The sequence below is a fragment of the Clostridium amylolyticum genome (assembly GCF_900142075.1).
GTDB lineage: Bacteria > Bacillota > Clostridia > Clostridiales > Clostridiaceae > Clostridium_AA > Clostridium_AA amylolyticum.
The window spans coordinates 97,154-116,905 of sequence record NZ_FQZO01000004.1 but is presented as its reverse complement, the minus strand read 5'-3'; the positions used below and the strand labels follow the sequence as shown (position 1 = coordinate 116,905).

The 19,752-nt window shown below is 32.2% G+C and carries 17 protein-coding genes and 1 pseudogene; all 18 read left to right on the top strand.

Annotated elements, in window-relative coordinates:
• The 18 genes and pseudogenes from BUA82_RS10525 (at position 1) to gltA (ending at position 19,439) form a co-directional block, all read left to right on the top strand.
• On the top strand, positions 1-1,578 hold the full coding sequence (locus BUA82_RS10525; RefSeq protein ID WP_073007581.1) for a recombinase family protein: 1,578 nt from the start codon (positions 1-3) through the stop codon (positions 1,576-1,578).
• 154 nt (positions 1,579-1,732) lie between these two features.
• Positions 1,733-1,924, top strand: coding sequence for a hypothetical protein (locus BUA82_RS10520; RefSeq protein WP_073007577.1), 192 nt, complete (start codon positions 1,733-1,735; stop codon positions 1,922-1,924).
• Positions 1,921-3,471 (top strand): recombinase family protein, encoded by a 1,551-nt coding sequence (locus tag BUA82_RS10515; protein ID WP_073007573.1) that lies wholly within the window; start codon positions 1,921-1,923, stop codon positions 3,469-3,471. The genes BUA82_RS10520 and BUA82_RS10515 overlap by 4 nt, the downstream gene beginning before the upstream one ends.
• Positions 3,472-3,657: 186 nt before the next feature.
• On the top strand, positions 3,658-4,014 hold the full coding sequence (locus tag BUA82_RS10510; protein WP_073007570.1) for a four helix bundle protein: 357 nt from the start codon (positions 3,658-3,660) through the stop codon (positions 4,012-4,014).
• Between the two features lie 178 nt (positions 4,015-4,192).
• Positions 4,193-5,038: pseudogene (locus tag BUA82_RS10505) on the top strand (mannose-1-phosphate guanylyltransferase); the annotation flags it as partial.
• 347 nt (positions 5,039-5,385) lie between these two features.
• On the top strand, positions 5,386-5,976 hold the full coding sequence (locus BUA82_RS10500) for a manganese efflux pump MntP (RefSeq protein ID WP_073007564.1): 591 nt from the start codon (positions 5,386-5,388) through the stop codon (positions 5,974-5,976).
• Between the two features lie 437 nt (positions 5,977-6,413).
• Complete coding sequence (locus BUA82_RS10495) at positions 6,414-7,046, top strand: redox-sensing transcriptional repressor Rex (protein ID WP_073007561.1); 633 nt, start codon at positions 6,414-6,416, stop codon at positions 7,044-7,046.
• Positions 7,047-7,283: 237 nt separating this feature from the next.
• The gene (locus BUA82_RS10490; RefSeq protein ID WP_073007557.1) at positions 7,284-8,069 is read left to right on the top strand and encodes a short-chain-enoyl-CoA hydratase; all 786 of its coding nucleotides are present in this window, start codon (positions 7,284-7,286) and stop codon (positions 8,067-8,069) included.
• A 21-nt stretch (positions 8,070-8,090) separates the two neighbouring features.
• The gene (locus tag BUA82_RS10485) at positions 8,091-9,230 is read left to right on the top strand and encodes an acyl-CoA dehydrogenase (protein WP_073007554.1); all 1,140 of its coding nucleotides are present in this window, start codon (positions 8,091-8,093) and stop codon (positions 9,228-9,230) included.
• Between the two features lie 12 nt (positions 9,231-9,242).
• A complete protein-coding gene (locus tag BUA82_RS10480; protein ID WP_073007551.1) occupies positions 9,243-10,025 on the top strand; it encodes an electron transfer flavoprotein subunit beta/FixA family protein in 783 nt (260 codons plus the stop codon).
• Between the two features lie 19 nt (positions 10,026-10,044).
• Complete coding sequence (locus BUA82_RS10475) at positions 10,045-11,055, top strand: electron transfer flavoprotein subunit alpha/FixB family protein (RefSeq protein WP_073007548.1); 1,011 nt, start codon at positions 10,045-10,047, stop codon at positions 11,053-11,055.
• A 59-nt stretch (positions 11,056-11,114) separates the two neighbouring features.
• Complete coding sequence (locus BUA82_RS10470; protein ID WP_073007545.1) at positions 11,115-11,963, top strand: 3-hydroxybutyryl-CoA dehydrogenase; 849 nt, start codon at positions 11,115-11,117, stop codon at positions 11,961-11,963.
• Positions 11,964-12,231: 268 nt separating this feature from the next.
• Positions 12,232-12,726 (top strand): GNAT family N-acetyltransferase, encoded by a 495-nt coding sequence (locus BUA82_RS10465; RefSeq protein ID WP_073007543.1) that lies wholly within the window; start codon positions 12,232-12,234, stop codon positions 12,724-12,726.
• Positions 12,727-13,099: 373 nt separating this feature from the next.
• Positions 13,100-14,986 carry a sigma-54-dependent Fis family transcriptional regulator gene (locus BUA82_RS10460; RefSeq protein ID WP_073008193.1) on the top strand — a complete coding sequence of 629 codons (1,887 nt, stop codon included), beginning with the start codon at positions 13,100-13,102 and terminating at the stop codon, positions 14,984-14,986.
• 18 nt (positions 14,987-15,004) lie between these two features.
• Positions 15,005-15,463: a hypothetical protein gene (locus BUA82_RS10455; RefSeq protein WP_073007540.1), complete on the top strand. Its 459-nt coding sequence runs from the start codon at positions 15,005-15,007 to the stop codon at positions 15,461-15,463.
• Positions 15,464-15,743: 280 nt separating this feature from the next.
• Positions 15,744-16,910: an iron-containing alcohol dehydrogenase gene (locus BUA82_RS10450; protein ID WP_073007537.1), complete on the top strand. Its 1,167-nt coding sequence runs from the start codon at positions 15,744-15,746 to the stop codon at positions 16,908-16,910.
• 244 nt (positions 16,911-17,154) lie between these two features.
• Positions 17,155-18,045, top strand: a complete 891-nt coding sequence (locus tag BUA82_RS10445) for a sulfide/dihydroorotate dehydrogenase-like FAD/NAD-binding protein (RefSeq protein WP_073007534.1) — start codon at positions 17,155-17,157, stop codon at positions 18,043-18,045.
• Complete coding sequence (gene gltA, locus BUA82_RS10440) at positions 18,045-19,439, top strand: NADPH-dependent glutamate synthase (protein WP_143148613.1); 1,395 nt, start codon at positions 18,045-18,047, stop codon at positions 19,437-19,439. Before BUA82_RS10445 ends, gltA begins: the two co-directional genes overlap by 1 nt.
• The last annotated feature ends 313 nt before the right edge of the window (positions 19,440-19,752 follow it).

Genomic DNA, 19,752 nt, shown 5'->3' with positions numbered 1-19,752 from the left:
ATGAAATTAAAAGAATTAGTTAACAGGTTAGAAAAATTAGGTGTTAAGATTGGAAATTATAGAAGTTGGAAATTCTATAAGGACAATAAAGAGAATGAAGTTAAAGTTGGAATTTATGCGAGGGTGTCTAAAAAAGATAATAATGCTATTACTAAACAATTAGATAATCTTAGATTTTTTACAGAAGATTTAGAATTACCTGAAGAAGCAATAAGTGAATATTATGATAATGGAGTTTCAGGAACAGCAAGTGATAAGAGAGAGGGATATTGTGAAATGTTAAGGGCTTTGAAATCAAAAGAAATTAATTGCATAATAACAACTCATATTGATAGATTAGGTAGGTTGACTAATGATAATATGAACTTGCTATATAATAATGGAGAGGCTAACTTACTATACATTGATATGGATAACATGATAATAAATTCTATGAGGGCTTATGATGAAATTGAGGCTGTAAGTAATGTTGCTCAAGATTATGTAAAAGCAAGTTCTGTAAAAACTAAAAGAGGATTAAATGGAATGGCGAGAAAAGGAAGTTATATTGGATCTAAAGCACCATTTGGATTAGAAAAGTATAGGAATTCAAGGGGAATCGTTGAATTAAGAGTAGAAAAATCAATTAGATCGGATATAGTTAAACAAATATTTGAAGATTATATATCGGGGCTTTCATTAAATGATATTGCTGAAAAGATTACTAAATTAGGAATAGTATCACCAACGGGAAAGATGAAGTGGAGTAAACAAACTGTTTCAGCGATATTAAAGAATCCTCTATATTGTGGCAAGTTAAGTCAGTTTAGAACTGAAAAAAATAGTTTTATAAATAGTGGAGAATTCAGTGGGATAACTAAAAAAGAAAAGGACGATTGGATGACAACAGCAGAATTTGAAAGTATTATTGATGAAAAAACTTATGACTTAGTGCAAGATCTATTAATAAAAACTAATGGTAATAATAGGACGAAATCAAGTGATAAGCATGCTTTTGCTGGATTATTAAGATGTGGTGATTGTGGACAAGCATTAGTATATAAGAATAAATCTAAAGGATATGTTTGTGCATTAAGTAATAGTAAAGGAAGTTCAGGATGTACTACACATTTAATTAAAGAGGATGAGTTATTTACATTAATTAAAAATCTATTGTTAAATAAAATTAATTTATGTAATAACTTAAATATAGATAAGATCTTAGAAAAAATTATAGGTGCTAACAATAAAAAGTCATTTCACAACAGTGAAAAAACAAGATTAGAATTAGAAGTAAAGGATATAACTAAAGAAATTCTTAGTAGAGAAAGACAACTTGATTTGAAAGTCGACGAGTATGAGGTAGAGGTGTTAAATGAAGAGATTTTAGAGTTGAAGCAAGAAAGACACTCTCTTAGAGAACAAATTAAGTTAAAAGATGAAATCATAAATTATCAACTTTCAATATTAGAAAAGGGAGAGAATATTATATTAGATTTAGATAAATATATAACATGTAAAAATTCATTATTAGCATTATTTATTGATGAAATTAAAGTATATGAAGATAATAAAATAGAGGTTATGTGGAGATTTTAATATTATTAATGCATAATTAAGAAATTTAAATTTGTTAAATAGTTAGTAGTTGGATTAAGTATGGCTTTAAAGATGCTGTGCTTAATCCTTTTTTACATATAAGCGTTAATTTCAGAATAGATTGTACTATAGCAATATAAATGGAAAGAGTGTAATGAAAGAGATAAGATCAAATATTTACTACGGAGCAAAAGATATTGAAGGGATTTTTGATGAAATTATCAATAAAAAGATTATTCAAATTACTCAAGATATAAAAAAGGGAGAAATAGCGCGGTATAATAATAAGGTAAACAAAAATCTATCCACTAATTGCAAAAAGGAGCAAGAGGTGGTTAAAAAGTGAGAAAAATATGGAATGTAGCAATATATGCTAGAGTAAGTACAGATAAAGATTCACAATCAGAATCTATTCCTGCGCAGGTAGGAAATCTTAAGAAGTGGTTAATAGAGAAGTCAACTCAAGATAAGGAGGCGGTATATAATTTAGTAAATATCTATGAGGATCAAGGGCAATCTGGCTCTAACTTTGATAGAGATGCTTTTTTAAGAATGAAACAGGATATTGAAGATAAGAAGATAAATATGGTTTTAACTCGTGATTTATCTCGTTTTTCTAGAGATTATATAATGGCAGGATATTATTTAGAAGATTATTTTAAAGTAAATAATGTTCGATTTATATCTGTATTAGATAATGTTGATACAGAAACAGAATTTAATGATATAATTCCATTTAAAAATATTCTAAATGAAATGTATATAAAAGACTGTAGTAAAAGAGTTAGAAGTGCTCTTGGAGATAGAATGCAACGAGGTAGTTCAATAGCGTCCAAGCCACCTTATGGATATAAATTTGAAGAACTTTATGAAGGGAATCAGAAAACTATCATATTAGTTCCTGAAGGTGGGGAAACTACGGAAGTAGTTAAAGAAATCTTTGATTTATATCAGAAGGGGTGGGGATTTGGAAGGATTGCTACTTATCTAAATAAAAAAGGGATTCTCCCACCATCAGCAAGACTTAAGAATTTTAAGCGTAAAAAATTTGGAATGTGGACTAATAATACAATTCAGAGTATTTTAAAGAATCCTAAATATGGTGGATACATGGTTCAACAAAGATGGAGGAAAGTAAGTTATAAAATTAAAAAGGTAAAAGCGACACCAGAAGAGGAATGGATATGGAGCGGTGAATTTGATGGGATTATAGATAAGAAGACCTTCAATAAAGTACAAAAAAATATGGAGCAAAGAAAACACGGATATAGATATAAACAGGATAGAATATATCCATTTACCACTGTGTTAAAGTGTAGTGGGTGTGGGGGAAGCATGTCCTATAGAAAGAAATATAAAGGATATAAATGTACAAACTCTCAAATGGGAGGAGGTAGATGTACCCCACATTCTATTAAGGAGGATTATCTTGTTGAAGAAATAAGCATATATATAAAGAATGTTATTGATAAATGTATAGATAAAGATAAATATCATAAAAAGGTAGATGGAATAGTAATAGAAAATGAATTTGAAAAAGAATTATACAAAGTTGAGCAAGAGTTATCAACATTGGATGGAAAGTTTCAAAAACTTTATGAGGATAAATTAAATGAAGTAATATCAGAGCGTAATTTTAGCAATATGAGTACAACTATACAAACTAAGCAGGAAAGTCTCATTAAAAGGAAAAAAGAATTAGAAGAAATAGTTCAGAACAATAGCAGTGATATTGATATTACTAAAATTTATAGATGTGAAATAGATAAATTATTATCATTAAATGAAATAGATAGAAATTTTGTAGAAGCACTTGTGGATAAAATTATTGTCAATGAGGATAAAGAAACGAAAGAGAAGAGTGTGGATATTTATTTTAAGTTTAAGAAATAACATCAATTTAAAATTGGAAATTTAAAATTGAAAATGGAGGAATAAACTAGGCAGAGCCTAGTTTAGAAAAATAAAATTGAAGAAATTCCGCAGGAATTTCAACATTCATTTGGCATTTTAAATTTTACATTCTAAATTAAATAAATATTGTCAATACTCATAGTATACGAATTAAAGGAGATTACTATGGCAACCAATATAATACTAGACAAATCATTTTCTTTTGCTATAAAAATAGTTAATTTATATAAAAAATTAGTCAATGAGAAAAAAGAATATATCCTATCAAAGCAATTACTAAGATCAGGAACTAGTATAGGTGCAAATACTAGAGAAGGTGTAAATGGAGTTAGTAGAGCAGACTTTAAAAATAAATTAGGCATAGCACTTAAAGAAGCAAAGGAAACTGAATACTGGTTGGAATTAATGATAGCAACAGATATTTTAACAGAAAAAGAAGCATATGTAACTTTAAAAGAATGCAATGAGATATGTAGAATATTAAGTAGCATAATAAAGAAGTGCAATACAATTGAGAATTAAAAATTAAAAATTTAGAATTTAGAATTAAGGATAAAACTCCAAAGGAGTTTTTGAAATATAGAATATAATTTAAGAAATTCCGCAGGAATTTCAACCTTCATTTTAAATTTGGCATTTTAAATTTTAAATTAAATAAACCATCTTCATAAGATAAACATGAATTTTCAAGTCTAAAATCATAAAAAAGTCCAATATCGTAAATGTGGGGACTGCTACCTGTATAGGTCTTTCTGCGGTTAAGCTCCTGAAAAAGGATAAGGATGCCATAATGATGGTGCTTCCTTCTGATCATTATATAGAAGGAGAAAAGGCATTTCAAGAAACTTTGAAACAGGCGGTGGAAATTGCTGATAGGAAGAGAGGCTTAGTAACTATCGGTGTAGCCCCTACAAGACCTGAAACAGGTTATGGATATATTGAAATGGGAGAGAGATCACAGGGTAATATTGCAACTTATAAAGTTGCGAGATTTACTGAGAAACCTAATATTGAGGTAGCAAAAGACTTTTTATTAAAAGGGTCATATCTTTGGAATAGTGGGATGTTTATATTTAGAGCAGATGTTATCATTAGGGAGTTTGATAAGTATCTTCCTAAAATGTATAAAAGCTTAATGGAAATCTATAAGTCACTGGATAATCCTGAAGAAAATGAGGTTATTGAGCAGCAGTACAATGTTATTGATGGTATATCCATCGATTTTGGAATTATGCAGAAAACAAGAAAAGCTTTTGTGATAAAATGTGATTTTATATGGGATGATATAGGCAGTTTTTCTGCTTTAAGTAGATTTTTAACACAATATGGTGGAAATTTCGTTTGGGATAATGTTTTCCTAGATCAAAGTGAAAATTGTTCTGTATTTGGTAATAAGGATAACTTGGTTATAGGTTTCGGAATAAAGGATCTGGTAATTGTAAACGCTAAAGATGTCATACTAATAATGGACAAAACTAAAGATCAAGAAATAAAGCATCTAATAAATGAATTAAGCGAATATGCTGAATATAAAAAATATATTTAAATAAAAAAGGTAAGGAAGTTAGAAAAAGTTTACTGTTAAAAAATCTATATTGACAGTAGTATTTAACTTAACTATAATGGAGAAGTTAAGATTACTTTCAGGCATAAGGGAGTAGCATGCAGGACGGTTTGTGTCCTGTTACAGAGTCAACATACTGATGATAATCATCTGGCTTTGTATTAAAAAGTGAGACTTATGTATAACGAGGGGTTGCGTTATACATAAGCCTCTTTTTTATTGTAACAAGTAAAGTTGCAGCCACATGAGTTATGAGTTATTGACTATTTGTAATACTTCTATTAAAAGAGCTGAAAGTATACAAAAATAATATATCTTGGGGGTATATCATGAGTGTAGTATCAATTTTTTTAATTGCTTTAGGTTTGGCTATGGACGCCACGGTAGTATCTTTAACTTTAGGAATAAGGGCTTGTAAGGAGAATAAAGTTACCACAGGCATAAAAGCAGGATTGTATTTTGGAGGCTTTCAAGGTCTTATGCCATTGATTGGATGGATGTTAGGAAAAAATTTCACTGAGTACATAACTTCAATAGACCATTGGATTGCATTTGCACTTCTTTCCATTATTGGAGGAAAAATGCTAATAGATGCATTTAAGGAAGAAGAAGAGGAAGCTTGTATTATGGATTATAGCACAAAGCTTTACTTGACTTTAGCTATTGCTACAAGTATAGATGCTTTAGCCGTAGGTATAAGCCTTGCATTTTTAAATGTAAATATATTAACCGCTGTAACTTTTATAGCAAGTATAACTTTTGTGCTAAGCTTCATAGGGGTAATAACAGGAGAAAAGGTAGGAAGCTTAGTAAAGAATAAGGCTACTGTTTTAGGTGGTTTATTATTAATATTTATAGGAGTGAAAATACTAATTGAACATCTTGGAGTTTCGGAAGTATTATTAAGCTTTTTTAAATAATGAAAATATATTGTACATATATTAATGAAATATTTATTAAGTTGTTTTTTTATCTACAATAAAAGATGAAAAAATTAGAAAATTTGATATAAATAGAAAATTATTGACTATATTTATACAGAAAATTATTAATAAATAATCATTGCAAAGCATTATAATGGTTACAATGTGTAACCGGTTACCAGCAAAAAGTGTAAGGAAAAATATACAAAAAATGCTATAAATTATACTGAGATTACAGGAAAATAGTTATATTATTAACAATGTTTTGGATAAAATATTAAAAATAATTGCTTATTATTTATCAATTAAGTATAATTAATAGGTAAATATAGATATAATATTATAAACTGTGGTAATATATATTTTATAAATAATATATACAGTAAAAATGATATATTTAGATTAATAATTATACATAAAGAGGTGCTCTGGAGATGGATAGAAAGAAAAACATTTCTATGGCAGTTATTAAAAGGCTGCCTAAGTATCATAGATACTTAATGGAACTATTAAAAAATGATGTAGATAGAATATCTTCTAAGGAATTAAGTGAGAAGATTGGATTTACTGCTTCTCAGATAAGACAGGATTTAAACTGCTTTGGAGACTTTGGTCAACAAGGCTATGGATACAATGTAAAAGAGCTTTACAACCAAATCAGTGCTATACTAGGGCTGCAAAAGGATTATAACTATGTGATAATCGGAGCTGGTAACCTAGGTCAAGCGCTTGCGAATTATACTAGATTCGATAAGCTAGGATTTAATTTGAAGGGCATATTTGATGCTAATCCTAAGCTTGTGGGCATAAGGATAAGGGACATAGAGATAGCTGATATTGATGAAATGGAGAATTTCCTTAAGAGCAATCCTGTGGATATAGGAATGTTATGCGTTCCTCAAACCAGTGCTCAAAAGGTATGTGATATTCTTGTAAATGGCGGAGTTAAAGGTATATGGAACTTTGCCCCTATTGATCTCACAGCTCCAGAAGATGTAATAATAGAAAATGTACATTTAAGCGAGAGTTTACTTACTCTAGTATATCTATTGAATGAAGGAAAGTAAAATTTTTCATATTAATTTGAATAATTTATTGCAAAAAATTTAACAAAGTAATATAATGATAATTGAAGTGTTTCACTTCAATTATTTTTTTGTTTTGATGCAAAGATGCATCTAAAAGGTATTCAAAACACATATAAATGTGTAAGTTTCAAGTGATTTCTCCCCTTCAAAGCAATTGCTTGAAGCAGCAATTAAATTATTATTTCTTTTAAAATAGAATTTAAGGAGGATGCCGCTATGGAATTAAACAATGTTCTTCTTGAAAAAGAAGGAAATATTGCCATGGTAACAATCAATAGACCAAAGGCTCTTAATGCTCTCAATAGCGAGACTTTAAAAGAACTTGATTTGGTTATTGCAAATCTAGAAGAAGATGACAGCATTTATGCAGTTATTCTAACTGGCGCAGGAGAAAAAGCTTTTGTAGCTGGTGCAGACATCACAGAGATGAAAGACTTAAATGCCATCCAAGGAAGAAAATTCTCTATACTTGGAAACAAAGTTTTCAGAAGATTAGAAAACTTAGAAAAACCTGTAATAGCAGCTATTTCAGGATTCGCTCTTGGTGGTGGATGTGAGCTTTCAATGGCTTGCGATATTAGAATAGCTTCTGAAAAAGCTAAATTTGGACAACCTGAAACCGGACTTGGAATAACACCAGGTTTTGGAGGAACCCAAAGACTAGCAAGAATAGTAGGTTTAGGAAAAGCTAAAGAGCTTATCTATACCGGTGCTATCATTAAAGCTGATGAAGCTTATAGAATAGGGCTTGTTAATAAGGTAGTTCCTTTAGAAGAACTTATGAATGAAGCTAAAGCTATGGCAAACACTATAGCAAATCAAGCTCCTGTAGCGGTAACACTTAGTAAAATAGCTATAAATAGAGGAATGCAAGTGGATATTGACACTGCATTAAGCTATGAGGCAGAAGTATTTGGGGAATGTTTCTCCACCCATGACCAAAAAGAAGGCATGACAGCATTCGTTGAAAAAAGATCAGAAAAGAACTTCCAAAATAAATAGCATCTCAAGGAGGTAAAATAGATGAATTTTGCTTTATCTAAAGAACAAGAATTAGTAAAACAAATGGTAAAAGAATTTACCATTAATGAAGTAAAGCCCATTGCAGCTGAAATAGATGAAACAGAAAGATTTCCTATAGAAAATGTTAAAAAGATGGCTCAATATGGTATGATGGGTCTTCCTTTTTCAAAAGAATATGGTGGAGCAGGTGGAGACACACTATCTTATATACTTGCAGTAGAAGAGCTTTCTAAAGCTTGCGGTACTACTGGAGTTATATTATCTGCTCACGTTTCCTTATGTGCATCTTTAATTGAAAGTTTCGGTAATGAAGCACAAAAACAAAAATATCTTATTCCACTAGCTAAAGGTGAAAAGCTTGGTGCCTTTGGATTAACTGAACCAGGTGCTGGTACTGATGCTGCTGGACAACAGACAGTGGCTCGTCTTGATGGAGACAATTATATATTAAATGGTTCAAAGATATTTATAACCAACGGTGGATATGCTGATGTGTTCATAATATTTGCTATGACAGATAGATCAAAAGGGACCAAGGGAATCTCTGCATTTATAGTAGAAAAAGACTTCCCAGGTTTCTCCATTGGAAAGGTTGAAAATAAGTTAGGTATAAGAGCTTCCTCCACTACTGAACTTATTATGGACAATTGTATAGTACCAAAGGAAAACCTTATTGGCCAAGAAGGCAGAGGTTTTGGTGTAGCTATGAAAACCCTGGATGGTGGAAGAATAGGAATAGCAGCACAGGCACTAGGAATTGCAGAAGGTGCTCTTGAAGAAGCAGCTAACTATATGAAAGAAAGAAAACAGTTTGGAAGACCACTTTCAGCTTTCCAAGGACTTCAATGGATGATGGCGGATATGGATGTTAAGATTGAAGCTGCTAGATATTTAGTTTACAGAGCAGCTTGGCTGAAGGATAACAAAATGCCATATTCCTTAGATGCAGCTAGGGCAAAACTATTTGCATCAGAGGTAGCTATGGAAGTTACTACTAAAGCTGTTCAAATCTTTGGTGGATATGGTTACACTAAAGAATATCCAGTAGAAAGAATGATGAGAGATGCTAAGATAACTGAAATCTATGAAGGAACTTCACAGGTTCAAAAAATGGTTATCGCTGGTAGTGTTTTAAAATAAGGAGGCAGTTTAATGAAGATAATAGTTTGTTTAAAACAAGTACCTGATACTACTGCAGTTAGAATAGATCCTAAAACTGGAACACTTATTAGAGAAGGAGTTCCATCAATTATAAACCCTGAAGATAAACATGCTTTAGAAGAAGCACTAGTATTAAAAGATAATTATGGTGCTACAGTAACAGTTATAAGCATGGGACCTCCACAAGCTAAAGATGCTTTAAGAGAAGCTCTTGCTATGGGAGCTGATGAAGCTATTCTTATTACAGATAGAGCTTTTGCAGGAGCAGATACACTAGCAACTTCTAAAGCTTTAGCTGGAGCTATAAGAAAAATAGGTGAATATGACATAATATTTGGTGGTAGACAAGCTATAGATGGTGATACAGCTCAAGTTGGACCAGAAATTGCTGAACACCTTGATATTCCTCAAGTAACTTATGTTCAAGAAGTTAAAATAGAAGGTGAAGACCTTTATATTAACAGAGCCTTAGAAGATGGATATGAAATAATCAATGTTAAAGCACCAGTGCTTCTTACAGCAATAAAAGAATTAAATGCTCCAAGATATATGCATGCAAGATATATATTTGAATCTGCTAACAAAGAAATCAAAATCATGACAGCAGATGACATAGATGTAGATAAGGCAGAACTAGGACTTTCAGGATCACCAACTAAAGTTAAAAAGTCCATGACCAAAGAAGCCAAAGGACAGGGAGAGGTAGTTAATAAGCCTGTATCAGAAGCGGTAAGCTATGTACTTAAAAAAATGAAGGAAAAACACTACATCTAAGTTATAGGAGGTAAAAATAATGAATATAGCTGATTACAAAGGCGTTTGGGTTTTTGCTGAGCAGAGGGACGGCGAACTTCAAAAGGTTTCATTGGAACTTTTAGGTGAAGGAAGAAAAATGGCTGATAAGCTTGGAGTTAAGCTTACTGCTCTTTTATTAGGAGACAAAGTAGATGAATTAGCAAAAGATTTAGCTAGTCATGGTGCTGATGAAGTATTGGTAGCTGAAAATCCTTTACTATCACATTTCACTACAGATGGATACACTAAGGTTATCTGTGACTTAGTTAATGAAAGAAAGCCAGAAATATTATTCATAGGTGCAACATTTATAGGAAGAGATTTAGGACCTAGAGTAGCTGCAAGATTATCCACAGGATTAACTGCAGACTGTACTTCTTTGGACATAGATGAAGAAGGTAAATATCTTCTTGCTACAAGACCAGCTTTTGGTGGAAACCTAATGGCAACTATAGCTTGTGCTGATCATAGACCACAAATGGCTACAGTTAGACCAGGTGTGTTTGAAAAAATGCACAAAAATGAAGCAAATAATGCTATTATAGAAAAAGTTGCTGTTTCACTAGAAGAAAGTGACATAAGAACTAAAATAGTAGAAGTTATAAAACAGAAAAAAGATATAGTAGATATCGGAGAAGCTAACATAATCATTTCCGGAGGTAGAGGAGTAGGTGATAAAGACACCTTCAAACTTTTACAAGACTTGGCAGAGGTTATGGGAGGAACTGTAGCTGCTTCTAGAGCTGCTGTAGAAAATGGATGGTTAGATAGAGATTACCAAGTTGGACAAACAGGTAAGACTGTAAGACCTACCATATATATAGCTTGTGGTATTTCAGGAGCTATACAGCACTTAGCTGGTATGCAAGAATCAGATTATATCATAGCTATTAATAAAGATGAAACTGCTCCTATAATGAAGGTAGCTGACCTAGGTATAGTAGGAGACTTAAATAAAGTAATACCAGAAATGATAGCTCAAGTTAAGGCTATGAAAGAAGAAGCATAAGAGTTATAATTATATGGTAATGCTTACTAAAAAATGATCTTAACATAGGAGGTTTAGTAATGGAAAAGATATTTGTTCTTGGTGCGGGCACCATGGGTTCAGGTATTGCTCAAGCCTTTGCTCAAAAAGGTTACGAAGTAATACTAAGAGATATAAAAGATGAATTTGTTGATAAAGGATTAGCAGGTATCAACAAGAATATAAGCAGATTAGTGGAAAAAGGCAAGATCACTGCAGAAGCTAAAGATGAAATACTTTCAAGAATTAGCGGAACTGTGGATATGAACTTAGCTGAAGATTGTGATCTTATAATTGAAGCAGCAGTAGAAAACATGGAAATAAAGAAGAGAATATTTGCTGAGTTAGATAGCATATGCAAACCAGAAACTATTTTAGCTTCTAATACTTCTTCATTATCCATAACTGAAGTGGCTTCAGCAACTAAAAGACCAGATAAGGTTATAGGAATGCATTTCTTTAACCCAGCTCCAGTAATGAAGCTTGTTGAAATAATTAAAGGAATGGCTACATCTCAAGAAACTTTCGATAAAGTTAAGGAATTATCCTTGGCTATAGGTAAAGATCCTGTAGAAGTAGCAGAAGCTCCAGGATTTGTAGTAAACAGAATATTAATCCCTATGATTAATGAAGCAGTGGGAATACTTGCAGAAGGTATTGCTAGTGCAGAAGATATAGATAAGGCTATGATGATTGGTGCAAACCATCCTATGGGACCTTTAGCTTTAGGTGACTTAGTAGGATTAGACGTTTGTCTTGCTATTATGGATGTTCTATATAGTGAAACTGGAGACAGCAAATACAGAGCACACAGCTTACTTAGAAAATATGTAAGAGCTGGATGGCTTGGAAGAAAGACTAAAAAAGGATTCCACGATTATACTAGATAATATTTAGTTTAAATAAAATAGCAATTAACCTACGATAAGAAGTGTTGCACGGGGTGCGGCACTTCTTTTTTAATTGAGAATGAAGGGGAAAATTCCTGGTGGAATTTTGGAGAATATAATATTAAACTACTTTGGAGTTTAAAAAAGTAAAGAAAGGGAACCCCGTTGTATATTGAGATTCTGTATAATTATATTAATAAACAATTGTAGAAAAATGAGTCGTAAAATCAATGTAAGATAACATTAATAGCATGGGGATGGTAAAGAGATGATTATTAAGGAGAATATTAAAATTGAAGATTTTAATGTACATGGTTTTGATAAAGTTTATAGTGTATATAAAAGGAGTGAAGATTTCTTATCTTTAGGCCCGGAACCGTATGCCTCAAGAGAAATGGTTTTAAGTGATATAGAATATTCAAAAAGGAATGGAGGCTGTTACTGTACTATATGTTGTGATAACGGTGTAATAGGAATTATTGATTTTATACCTGATATGTATGAAAAGCAACGAGGTGATGCTTATATAAACCTAATAATGATAAAAGAGGAATATAGAAACAAGAATATCGGTAAAACAGTTATAAAGATTATTGAGGAATGGTTGAATAAGGAATATAGAATTACAAATGTTTTTATTTCTGTTCAAGAAAATAATACTAAAGGAATCAGCTTTTGGGTTAGTCTTGGTTATGAAGTTATCTCTAAACCAGAATTACAAGACGATGGAACTTTAGTATTACATATGAGAAAGTATATATAAACTTTGTATTATTTATTGCATAATCTTCTCATTTGGCTAATCATTTATAAAATAGTAATAGGTGATTAATCAATTTATCAATTATAAAAATTAACGATGTTTATATATAAACAAAGAGGCATAGTACATTTTATGTGACCTGTTTCTTTTCTGTTTTAGATATCAAATGGTTTGTTTCTTTTTTTAAATATATTGAAAGTTTTTCTGGTTCTTTTTTCAGAAAAACATCCTTCGTTTTAAATTCTCAATTTTAAATTGAATTTTCTGCATTAGGGGGATTCTTTGTGATAAAATGGGTTAGAGGAAATTAATTGCATATACTGAGATCTTAAGTTGGGGTGGTAAATTGTATAGTAAAAAGAACCGAGAAGAGATGATTAAGAATTCTCATGAAAGAAGCAGGGGTTATGGCATAGAAAAAGAAAGGGTAACTCCTAAAAAGATATTAGAAGGCAGTGAAGTATCCACAGCATTAAGGAAAAGCAAAAAGCTTATGGATATAGCTGCTCCCTTTATGCAAATGTTATATAACCTATTGCAGGATTCAGGGTTTATATTACTTCTTACAGATAAAGATGGATGCATTTTAAATATCATAGGTGATAATAGTATAGTAGAGGCTGCTAAGGCTTTAAATATGATTATTGGAGCTTATATGGATGAAGGAAGCATAGGTACCAACGCCATGGGAACTGCAATAAAAGAAGACTCTCCTATACAAATCTCAGCCAAAGAGCATTTTATAACTGCTTATCATAGGTGGACCTGCTCTGCAGCACCTATTCATGACACTGAGGGTAATATAATAGGTACATTAAATTTAACCGGGGGAAGCCATTTGGTACATCCTCACACTTTAGGCATGGTGGTAGCGGCGGTTAAATTTATTGAAAATCAGTTTAAGGTAAATGCTGCTCAAAAGAAGCTTAATGAAGCTTATAATTATATGAATACCATAATGGACTCCATATCCTCTCTAATAATAGCTATAGATAGAGAAGGAATTATAAACAGCATAAATGACGAAGCTTGTAAAACTCTTAATGTAAGTAAGGAAGCTATTTTAAACAGTTCTATTGAAAGTATAATAAAGCGTTGGAAAGAACTTTTTGAAAATCTGGAAGAAGGTATAGAGATACAAGATGAAGAAATATACTTTGCAATAAAAGGTGTTAGAAAGCGATATAATATGAATGCTTATCCCATATTATCAGAGGAAGGGAATATGGTGGGAGCGGTAATATTATTAAAAGATATTGAAAATGTTATAAAACTGGTTAATAAATACAGCGGTATGAACGCTAGATATACCTTTGAGGATTTTATTGGAGAAAGTTATGAGATTAAAAGGATTAAAGAGTATGCTAAAAATGTAGCTAACAGCCCCTCCACTATACTTATAGAAGGGGAAAGCGGCACAGGTAAGGAAGTTTTAGCTCAGTCTATACATAATTATAGCCATAGAAAAAACTTTGGATTTGTAGCTATAAATTGTGGTGCTATATCTAAAAATCTAATAGAAAGTGAACTTTTTGGTTATGAAGAAGGGGCTTTTACCGGAGCAAAAAAAGGCGGGCAGCCTGGGAAATTTGAGCTAGCTAATGGAGGTACCTTATTTTTAGATGAAATAGGGGAAATGCCATTAGAAATGCAGGTGAATCTCCTTAGGGTATTGCAGGAGGGGGTAGTTACCAGAGTAGGCGGTAATAAATACATACCTGTGAATGTAAGGATAATAGCCGCTACCAATAAGGATCTAAGAAAAGAAGTGGCAAGAGGCACTTTTAGGCAGGATCTTTATTATAGATTAAGTGTCATACCCATTATCATACCGCCTTTAAGGGAACGTAAAGAAGACATAAAATTGCTTATACAGCACTTTTTAAAGGTTAAATCTCAAAAGCTAAACAAGGATATACCTGTAATATCTCAAGAAAATTATTTTAAAATGATAAATAGTCCTTGGGAAGGCAATGTGAGAGAATTGGAGAATTTTATAGAAAAAGTGTTAAACCTGGAAGGAAGCATAGATTTTGAATTTTCTATTAAAGAAGAGCAGAGTGAACTTATTACAGTTATTAATCACCATGATATGTCTCTTAAGGAAGAAGAAAGTGTAAAGCCTTTATGGGAAGTAGAAAAAAACGCTATAATACATGCCCTTGACAAGTATGAAGGTAATATATCTAAAGCTTCAGAAATGCTATGTATAGGTAGAAATACATTGTATAATAAGATTAGAAAGTACAACATTAATTAATGATATGGAGGAATAGCAATGTCTTTAAGAGGAGTTTTAACCTCACTAATATTTGGAACCCTAGCTGCTTTATTAGCCCTTTACAATGTAAAATATGCTTTTATAATCTTCGCTTTAGTATATTTTATAAAAGCATTGATACAAATAAAAAGCAAAGAGGCTTTTGATAAGTATCAAAAACTGATAAATATAGATAAATACAATATTTACATACAAAAGGACAAAGAATTTAAGAAGTTTATTAAATCAGACCCCATAGCAGATATTATAGTAGCTGGATTGTTTTTATATATGAGTTTTAGACAGTATAATGCTATAAACAATAAGAATTATGCTATTATGGTATTTGCATTTATAGTAATTAATTATTTTGTAGATATTTATGCTATGAAAACTAGTACTAATTGGGAAGATTATAAGAAAAAAAGTATGTTTTCCGGTATTATTTTGGTTCTGATAGTGTTGTTTATAATATAATAAAGTTAATAATTTAACTTGTTCGAAAAAAATACAGTGCTCTATAATAGAACATAAAAATTTTGATTATGTGTTCGATTATAGAGCGTTTTTATTTATTTTTAATTTATATATGGAAAAAATTAAATAAAAAGCTTTTAATTTAATAGGTGATAACCTTCGAATTTATTTAAGAGTATAAAAATATTGACTATATTGTTAAATAAATATCTAAGTTGGCATGGCACTTGCTATTTAAATATATATATAAATCTAAACATATTAATTAGGAGGTACAAAAATGAACAGATTTACTTTACCAAGAGACATTTATTTCGGAAAAGGCAGTATGGAAGTTTTAAAGAATTTAAAGGGCAAAAAGGCCGTTATAGTAACTGGTGGAAGTTCCATGCAGAAATTTGGATTTCTAGATAAGGTGAAAGCCTACCTTAAAGAAGCTGGTATGGATGTAAAGTTAATTGAAGGCGTTGAACCAGACCCATCTGTAGAAACCGTTATGAAGGGCGCAGAAACCATGAGAGAATTTGGTCCAGACTGGATAGTAGCTATTGGCGGAGGCTCTCCTATAGATGCAGCAAAAGCAATGTGGATATTCTATGAGCACCCAGAAGTGACTTTTGATGATGTTAAAGATCCATTTACAGTACCTGAATTAAGAAACAAGGCTAAATTTGCAGCTATTCCATCTACTAGTGGAACAGCTACAGAAGTAACTGCCTTTTCAGTTATCACTGACTATAGCCTAGGTATAAAATATCCCTTAGCAGATTTTAATTTAACCCCTGACGTAGCTATTGTAGATTCAGATTTAGCTGAAACTATGCCAGCTAAACTTACAGCTTACACAGGAATGGATGCATTAACTCATGCTATTGAAGCTTATGTAGCAGGGTTAAGATCACCTTTCTCAGACCCTCTTGCTATGCAGGCTATAGAGATGATCAATGAATATTTATTCGATTCTTATAATGGAGATATGAAGGCAAGAGAACAGATGCACATAGCTCAATGTTTAGCAGGAATGGCATTTACCAATGCTTTACTGGGGATAACTCATAGTATGGCTCATAAAACCGGCGCTGTATTCCATATACCTCATGGATGCGCTAATGCTGTATACTTACCCTATGTAATAGACTTTAATAAAAAGGCTAGCGGTGATAGATATGCATTAATAGCTAAGAAGTTAGGATTAAAAGGAAACAGTGATAATGAGCTGGTAGATGCATTAACTGATATGATAAAAGATATGAACAAAAAGATGAACATACCACAAAGCTTAAAAGAATACGGAATATCAGAAGAAGATTTTAAGGCTAACTTAGACAAAATAGCTACTAACGCTGTGGCAGATGCTTGTACAGGGTCAAATCCAAGAGAAATTACCGTAGAAGAGATGAAAAAATTATATACTTGTGTATATTATGGGGACAAATGCACATTCTAATGAAAAATTCTTTTAGAATTCAGTGAAACCGTAATGTAAAATAATAGGTATTAATTATAATAAAATAGAGCTTGAGATGTTCAAGCTCTATTTTAAAATTTTCAAGGATATTGTAATTAATGAAAACATTAATAGGTTGAAAACTTTGAAAATTTAATAATTTCCTTTATAATTTTTAAAAAAATATGCTACAATATATATGGACTTTAAGCACAGTAAATATAACTGTATGGGGGAATGAATAATGTACAAAATTTTAGGTAAGAGGCTACTAGCTAACAACATCTATCTAATGGATATTGAAGCTCCAAGAGTAGCTAGATCTTGCGAGCCAGGTCAATTCGTCATATTAAAGATGGATGAAAAAGGCGAAAGAATACCGCTTACTATATGTGATTATGACAAAGAAAAGGGCAGTGTCACCATAGTGTTTCAAACCTTAGGAGAATCAACAAAGGAAATGGCAAGATATGAAGAGGGACAATATTTTGCAGATTTTGTAGGTCCTTTAGGCAGACCTTCAGAGATGGTACATGAAGATATAGAAGAATTAAAAAATAAGAAAATAATGTTTATTGCTGGGGGGGTGGGTACAGCACCGGTTTACCCTCAAGTAAAATGGCTTCATGAAAGAGGGATAAAAGCAGACGTAATAGTTGGCTCTAAATCCAAAGAACTTTTAATATTAGAAGAAGAAATGAAAAGCGTAGCAGGAAATGTTTACGTAGCTACAGATGATGGATCTTATGGCTTTAAGGGTTTGGTAACTGATTTGCTAAGAGACTTAGTGGAAAATCAAGGAAAACATTATGATTTAGTGGTGGCTATAGGACCCATGATAATGATGAAGTTTGTAACTATACTTACAAAAGAATTAGGCATTAATACAGTGGTTAGCTTAAACCCAATAATGGTAGATGGTACTGGCATGTGTGGAGCTTGTAGAGTAACTGTAGGCGGCGAAGTTAAATTTGCCTGCGTGGATGGTCCGGAATTTGATGGACACTTAGTTAACTTTGATGAAGCTATGAGAAGACAGACTATGTATAAATCTCAAGAGGGCAGAAAAATACTAAAAAAAGAAGAAGGAGACACTCACCATCATGGTGGATGCGGATGCGGAGGTGACAAATAGTGGACAGAATGAAAAGGATACCCATAAGCGAACAAGAGCCTAAAGTGAGAGCTTCAAACTTTGAAGAAGTGTGTTTAGGTTATACACCTGAAGAGGCTATGGCCGAAGCTTCAAGATGCTTAAATTGTAAAAAACCTATGTGTGTAACGGAGTGTCCAGTAACCATAGGCATCCCTGAATTTATACAGCATGTAAAAAATGGTGAGTTTGAAGCAGCAGCAAAAACCATAGCAAAGTCTAGTGCTTTACCAGCGGTATGCGGAAGGGTATGCCCTCAAGAAGTGCAATGTGAAGGTAAATGTATCCTTGGTATAAAAGGTGAGGCAGTAGCTATAGGAAAGCTTGAAAGATTTGTAGCAGATTGGTCTAGAGAAAATAACATAGATTTATCTGAAGTGGCACCTAGCAAAGGCGTAAAGGTGGCAGTTATCGGTAGCGGCCCTGCAGGTCTTACTTGTGCAGGAGACTTAGCAAAAATGGGCTATAATGTTACTATATTTGAAGCTCTTCATGAACCAGGTGGAGTTTTAGTATATGGAATTCCTGAGTTTAGACTACCTAAAGATACCGTAGTTAAGCATGAAGTGGAAAATGTTAAAAAATTAGGTGTGAACATAGAAACTAACGTTATAGTAGGAAGAACTGTAACGATAGATCAGTTATTTGAAGAAGAAGGCTTTGAAGCGGTGTTTATAGGTTCAGGAGCAGGTCTTCCAAACTTTATGGGGATACCAGGAGAAAATGCTAACGGCGTATTCTCAGCTAATGAATTTTTAACTAGAAATAACCTGATGAAAGCCTTTAAAGAAGGATATTCCACTCCTATAAGATTAGGGGAAAAAGTTGCAGTAGTAGGCGGCGGTAACGTAGCTATGGATGCTGCAAGAACAGCTTTAAGGCTGGGATCTGAATCTCATATAGTCTATAGAAGAAGTGAAGCAGAACTGCCTGCAAGACTAGAAGAAGTTCATCATGCAAAAGAAGAAGGAGTAATTTTTGATACTCTAACCAACCCTATAGAAATACTTCAAGATGAAAGAGGTTGGGTAAATGGCATGAAATGCATAAAGATGCAGCTAGGAGAACCGGATGCTTCAGGAAGAAGAAAGCCTGTAGAAATTCCAGGGTCTGAATTTATAATGGATGTGGATACAGTAATCATGTCCTTAGGTACTTCTCCAAATCCTCTTATAGCTTCTACTACTAAAGGATTAGAAGTAAATAAGAGAAGATGTATTATAGCAGAAGAAGATACTGGACTAACCTCAAGAGAAAATGTATATGCTGGAGGAGATGCTGTAACAGGTGCGGCTACAGTAATACTTGCCATGGGAGCAGGTAAAAAAGCAGCCAAGGCTATAGATGAATTTTTATCTGATCGCTACCATTGCTAATACCCCCATCTTCTATCAAAGTGGGGGATAAGCACTGTTACGCGCCTAGATAAGTTCTTCTAAGGTTCAGATGGGGTCAAAAAACAAACCCCACCTGAACCTAAGAATCACTTGATCAAAGTAAGAATATAATTTAATACTATAAGGTGAAGGATTTGATTTTCAAATCTTCACCTTTTTATATTTTTATATTTTATATTTTTATATGCTTGGGCTTTTATATTAAACTTTTATATTTAAATTTTTTTATATTAAATTATAAGATTTTATTATTTTAGAGTTCTATTTTAGTTTTTATTATATTTTATTATTA

What these genes read in the sequence shown, in the direction of transcription:
- BUA82_RS10520 (WP_073007577.1), top strand. Translation starts at nt 1,733, where the DNA reads ATGAAAGAGATAAGATCAAATATTTACTACGGAGCAAAAGATATTGAA.
- BUA82_RS10495 (WP_073007561.1), top strand. Translation starts at nt 6,414, where the DNA reads ATGGATAGAAAGAAAAACATTTCTATGGCAGTTATTAAAAGGCTGCCT.
- BUA82_RS10480 (WP_073007551.1), top strand. Translation starts at nt 9,243, where the DNA reads ATGAAGATAATAGTTTGTTTAAAACAAGTACCTGATACTACTGCAGTT.
- BUA82_RS10475 (WP_073007548.1), top strand. Translation starts at nt 10,045, where the DNA reads ATGAATATAGCTGATTACAAAGGCGTTTGGGTTTTTGCTGAGCAGAGG.
- BUA82_RS10510 (WP_073007570.1), top strand. Translation starts at nt 3,658, where the DNA reads ATGGCAACCAATATAATACTAGACAAATCATTTTCTTTTGCTATAAAA.
- BUA82_RS10490 (WP_073007557.1), top strand. Translation starts at nt 7,284, where the DNA reads ATGGAATTAAACAATGTTCTTCTTGAAAAAGAAGGAAATATTGCCATG.
- BUA82_RS10485 (WP_073007554.1), top strand. Translation starts at nt 8,091, where the DNA reads ATGAATTTTGCTTTATCTAAAGAACAAGAATTAGTAAAACAAATGGTA.
- BUA82_RS10465 (WP_073007543.1), top strand. Translation starts at nt 12,232, where the DNA reads ATGATTATTAAGGAGAATATTAAAATTGAAGATTTTAATGTACATGGT.
- BUA82_RS10460 (WP_073008193.1), top strand. Translation starts at nt 13,100, where the DNA reads ATGATTAAGAATTCTCATGAAAGAAGCAGGGGTTATGGCATAGAAAAA.
- BUA82_RS10470 (WP_073007545.1), top strand. Translation starts at nt 11,115, where the DNA reads ATGGAAAAGATATTTGTTCTTGGTGCGGGCACCATGGGTTCAGGTATT.
- BUA82_RS10525 (WP_073007581.1), top strand. Translation starts at nt 1, where the DNA reads ATGAAATTAAAAGAATTAGTTAACAGGTTAGAAAAATTAGGTGTTAAG.
- BUA82_RS10450 (WP_073007537.1), top strand. Translation starts at nt 15,744, where the DNA reads ATGAACAGATTTACTTTACCAAGAGACATTTATTTCGGAAAAGGCAGT.
- BUA82_RS10500 (WP_073007564.1), top strand. Translation starts at nt 5,386, where the DNA reads ATGAGTGTAGTATCAATTTTTTTAATTGCTTTAGGTTTGGCTATGGAC.
- BUA82_RS10455 (WP_073007540.1), top strand. Translation starts at nt 15,005, where the DNA reads ATGTCTTTAAGAGGAGTTTTAACCTCACTAATATTTGGAACCCTAGCT.
- BUA82_RS10445 (WP_073007534.1), top strand. Translation starts at nt 17,155, where the DNA reads ATGTACAAAATTTTAGGTAAGAGGCTACTAGCTAACAACATCTATCTA.